Annotated in this window: 4 protein-coding genes; 3 read left to right on the top strand and 1 reads right to left on the bottom strand. The window is 55.3% G+C overall.

Annotated features, from left to right (window positions below):
* Positions 1-66 precede the first annotated feature (66 nt).
* The gene (lptF, locus tag ENI00_RS15180) at positions 67-1,170 is read right to left on the bottom strand and encodes an LPS export ABC transporter permease LptF (protein WP_304104232.1); all 1,104 of its coding nucleotides are present in this window, start codon (positions 1,168-1,170) and stop codon (positions 67-69) included.
* Between the two features lie 252 nt (positions 1,171-1,422).
* Between lptF and ENI00_RS15185 the strand changes: the two genes are divergently transcribed.
* The 3 genes from ENI00_RS15185 to ENI00_RS15195 form a co-directional block, all read left to right on the top strand.
* Positions 1,423-2,916 (top strand): leucyl aminopeptidase, encoded by a 1,494-nt coding sequence (locus ENI00_RS15185; protein WP_304104234.1) that lies wholly within the window; start codon positions 1,423-1,425, stop codon positions 2,914-2,916.
* A 9-nt stretch (positions 2,917-2,925) separates the two neighbouring features.
* A complete protein-coding gene (locus ENI00_RS15190; RefSeq protein ID WP_304104237.1) occupies positions 2,926-3,453 on the top strand; it encodes a DNA polymerase III subunit chi in 528 nt (175 codons plus the stop codon).
* 96 nt (positions 3,454-3,549) lie between these two features.
* On the top strand, positions 3,550-3,756 hold a 207-nt coding region (locus tag ENI00_RS15195), incomplete at its 3' end, for a class I tRNA ligase family protein (protein WP_304104239.1).

Consider the following 3,756-nt stretch of genomic DNA (forward strand, 5'->3'; position numbering starts at 1 on the left):
GACAGCACCACCACCATGACCAGAAGGATTGCCCCGCCAACATTGCGCATCACATAATGATCAATCTTACGCATGGGCCGCTCCTTCCCGCGTCACCTTTTTCTTGTGAAGCCAGGCCGGCCCAAACTGCAACCAGAGACCAAACGCCAGAAAAATAGCGTGCACCCAGAGCATGCCAATCCATTCAGGCACCTTGCCGTCTGCCATCGCATCGCGGGCAACAATCAATAAACCCAGATAAGCCACGTAAACCAGCATCGCGGGCAGAAGGTTGAAAAACCGGCCTTGCCGGGGATTTACGCGGCTAAGCCTGACCGCCAGCAATGTTACAATCGGAACGATAAACGGCAGTGAAAATCGCCAGTGCAGCAGTGCCCGATCCCGCGGATCATCCGAGCGCATCAGTTGACCTGTGGTTATGCCCTCATCCAGTTCAACATTGCGACTGTTCCCGCTGCGAATTTTCAGACCATAGGCTTCAAAATCGGTAACCTTGTAATCCAGCTTACCCGGTGCTCCATCGAAGCGTGCGCCATTCTCCAGTATGAGAAAGCGGCTACCCGTTTCTTCGTCAATCAACTGTGACCCGGAGTCGGCAGCGATAATGCTCACGCCTGTGCCGTCGCGCCCGTACTCGGCAATGAACACGCCTTCCAGGCGTCGCTTGTCATCGCTGAGACCCTCCGTGTAAGTCACTCGCCCGCCCGACAACAATTTCTGGAATCGGCCCGGGGCAAGCATTTCAAATTCCGTCGCTTTGGACTGCTCGGAAAAGATTCTTCCGACTTGCTCCATACCCCAGGGTGAGACCACCAGGCTCATACTGCCGACCACCAACATAACCGCCACACTACCCATCAATGTCTTTAACAGCAGCTGCCGATCACTAACGCCACAGGCGTACAAGACCGTCATCTCACTTTCCAGATACATCCGGCCATAGGCCAGCAATATCCCTATAAACAGCCCCAACGGCAGGATGAGTTCGAGAAAGCCCGGAAAACGGTAAGCCATGATTTCAAAAAGCACGCCCGGCGCAATTTTACCTTCGGCGGCAGCGGCCAGATATTTCAGAAACCGCCCGCTCATGAATACGAGCAGAAGGATGCCTGACACGGCAACCATGTTGACCATAACCTGACGTATGAGATAGCGGAAAATAATCTTCAAAACGGTTTCTCTGCCCGCATAGACCGGAACATGGAGGAATAGGAAAACTGCGCGTATTCTATTTAACCTTGGGACTGAATGACAGCGCAGGGACGATAAGCTCAAGACAGATTACAGGCGAATAAAACGAAGCAACCGATTCTTCTTGCTTGATAAACCGCCTACAGACCCCAACATTCAATGGATTAGAAAGAAATTATTCTTGCCGCCAACACCCGCGGCTTTTCCGGACAACTAACAACAGGAGTTTCCATGAACTTCAGCCTCAACAGTAAAACCCTTGTGAACACAAAGGCCGACTGCCTGGTCGTTGCCCTGCCAGAAAAAGGCGACTGGCCGGCCTCCACAACCGAGGCAGACAGCGCATTGGGCGGGCTAATCAGCAAACTCCAGAAAGCCGGTGACGTCAGCGCAAAAATCGCAGCAACAAGTCTGATTCCGCTAAATGATCAACCCTGGAGCCGATTGTTGGTGATTGGCACTGGCAAAGATGAGGACCGCCCCCCCTCCAGCTTCCGCAAAGCGCTTGTCGCGATGACGGGCTCACTCAAAGACGGTCCCTCAAAAACCGTGCTGATTGCTCTGTCAGACACGCCTGTGACCGGCGATGACAGCGCACGTTCAGAGCTGGCGAAACTCAGCCTGATTGGCCGCACTCTGGAAGATCAGCTGTACACGTTTAACGATTTCAAAAGCGAAAAACCACCCGCACGCAAACTCAGTAAAATCCTGATTGCTGCGTCTGATACGGGCAAAGCCCACAAGGAAGCCTTTAACCTCGGCCTGGCAACGGGGCGCGGCATGAATTTCACTCGCGATTTGGGTAATACGCCCCCTAATATCTGCCATCCTGTGTGGCTCGCCGAGCAAGCCAGCAAAATGGCTTCTGATCACGATTGCATCAAGACCGACATTCTTGACGAAAAACAGATGCAAAAATTGGGCATGAACTCCCTGTTGGCCGTGGGCAGAGGCAGCTCGCAGCCGTCCCGTCTGATTATCATGGAATATCGTGGTGGCAACGCAAAAGACAAGCCTCATGTTCTGGTCGGTAAAGGCATTACCTTCGACACCGGCGGCATCAGCCTCAAACCAGGCGCCGGTATGGACGAAATGAAGTACGACATGGGCGGTTCTGCAGCCGTATTCGGTGCCATGCAGGTGCTGGCAGAGACCCGGCCCAAAATCAATGTGGTTGCCGTTATCGCTTCCGCTGAAAATATGCCGGACGGCGACGCTGCCCGGCCGGGCGATATTGTCACCACTATGTCCGGTCAGACCGTTGAAATCCTCAATACAGATGCTGAAGGCCGCCTGGTATTGTGCGACGCCCTCACCTATGTGAAGAAATTCGACCCGGCGGCGGTTATTGACCTCGCCACTCTCACCGGGGCCTGCATCGTTGCGCTCGGCCACGAAGCGACCGGTTTGCTGGCAAACAACGACGAACTGGCCAACGAATTGCTTGCCGCCGGCGATCGCGCCAACGACAAAGCCTGGCGCCTGCCCCTCTGGGACGAATACCAAAACCTGCTGGACAGCAACTTTGCCGACATGGCCAACATCGGCGGGCGCTCAGCCGGCACCATTACGGCTGCCTGCTTTTTGTCGCGCTTCACCAAGGAATACCGCTGGGCCCACCTGGATATCGCCGGCACCGCCTGGCACTCAGGCAAAGCCAAAGGCTCCTCAGGGCGCCCGGTTCCCTTGTTGGTCGATTACCTGATGTCCCATGCCGGAAAATGATAGAAAGCAATGGAAAATAATCCGGTAACGCCCGCCGGCAGTGCAACTGCCGGCGGGCCTGGCCAAGAGGTTGAACGGGAAACCGGACAGGAGGAAAGAAACCAGCGCTACTGGTTCCACATCCTCCTTCAGGACACTCCCGCCGCCCGCTACCTGCACGCCAGCAAGCTTGTAAAAAAAGCATGGGAACAGGGCGACCGGGTGTGCATCGTATGTGATACTACGCAACAGGCCGACGAACTGGACGAACTGCTCTGGAACCTCAGCCCCGACGCGTTCATTCCCCACAGTGTTGTGTCAGACGCCGCGACGCCATGCAGCGACCCTGTCGGCATTCTGCTGTGCCCGCCGGTAGCGGAAGACTGGGACACGGTCATCATACTGTCGGAAACCCTCCCGAAGGACGCAGACAGGTTTAAACGTCTCGCTCTGGTGGCTCACAACGATCCCGCGATTCTCAATCAGGCAAGATCTCACTTCAAACAGCTCAGAGCGCTGGGCATTGAGCCTCGGGTACACGACCAAAGAAAGCGTTAGTCGGGCGCTCGGGTTCGCCGCAATCCGGTCGACCATGTATAATCGTGCGTTTCAATTTCTCTTTGTGAATCAATCAAACGGTCGCCAGCAAAACCCATGGAAAAAACCTACCAGCCAGAAAACATCGAGCGCCAGTGGTACGAAAACTGGGAATCCAAAGGCTATTTCCGCCCCAGCGGTGAGGGCGAGTCTTACAGCCTCGCTATCCCGCCTCCCAATGTGACCGGCAGCCTGCACATGGGCCATGCCTTCCAGCACACCATTATGGACACCCTCACCCGCTACAAGCGCATGCAGGGCCAC

The organism is Marinobacter antarcticus (assembly GCF_011049865.1).
Taxonomy (GTDB): Bacteria; Pseudomonadota; Gammaproteobacteria; order Pseudomonadales; family Oleiphilaceae; genus Marinobacter; species Marinobacter antarcticus_A.